The 699-nt window shown below is 70.8% G+C and carries 1 protein-coding gene; it reads right to left on the reverse strand.

Annotated elements, in window-relative coordinates; genetic code table 11:
* Window positions 1-2: 2 nt before the first annotated feature.
* Window positions 3-699, reverse strand: a 697-nt coding sequence (locus tag E1286_RS47395; protein ID WP_132623994.1) for a DUF4328 domain-containing protein, incomplete at its 5' end; no start/stop codon positions are given.

Raw genomic sequence — 699 nt, forward strand, 5'->3', positions numbered from 1 at the left:
GATCAGAAGGCGGGGTGGGAGCCGTAGGTGGTGAGGGTGGCGCGGACCTGTTGTTCCTGGGCCTCGGTGATTTTGCGGACCACGGCGACGGCCAGGACGGCGGCGATCATCGTGAGGCCGATGCTCACGACGTCGAAGCGGGAGGCGGCCGCCAGTTGCTCGGGCTCTTCCGCTCGGAAGAGGAGGCGGCCGGCGGCGTTCGCCACGAAGGCGGCCAGCAGCCAGGCGGCCCACCAGGCGTTGATCACGCCACGCTGCGGTGCGGACTCGTGGCCGGCGCGGGTGGAGGCGTACCAGATGTCATCCACGACCTGCTTCGGGAACCAGAACGAGATGATCGGCACCACCCAGCCGAAGAACACCCAGGGCCGGGAGCGCCGGTGGCCGCCCGGCGAGAAGATCTCCGCGTTGGCCCTGACCCTGAAGAGCCACACCAGGAAGGCCACGACGCAGACCACGTAGGCGAGGAACTCCAGGATGCCGGACAGGCCGTAGACGAGGTCGGCGACGCCGGCCTCCGCGTCGGAGACGGAGTCGGTGCCGGCGAGCAGGCGGTCGATCAGCCCGGCGTACCACAGGTCGATCACCGCGACGACGACGCCGATGACGCAGTTGCACACCAGGGCCACGACGGCGAAGAGGGCGACGCCGCGGACGGGGCGTAACGGCGGCGGGGGCGGCGGGTAGCCGGAGGAGGGG

Source organism: Nonomuraea terrae (genome assembly GCF_004348995.1).
Taxonomy (GTDB): Bacteria; Actinomycetota; Actinomycetes; order Streptosporangiales; family Streptosporangiaceae; genus Nonomuraea; species Nonomuraea terrae.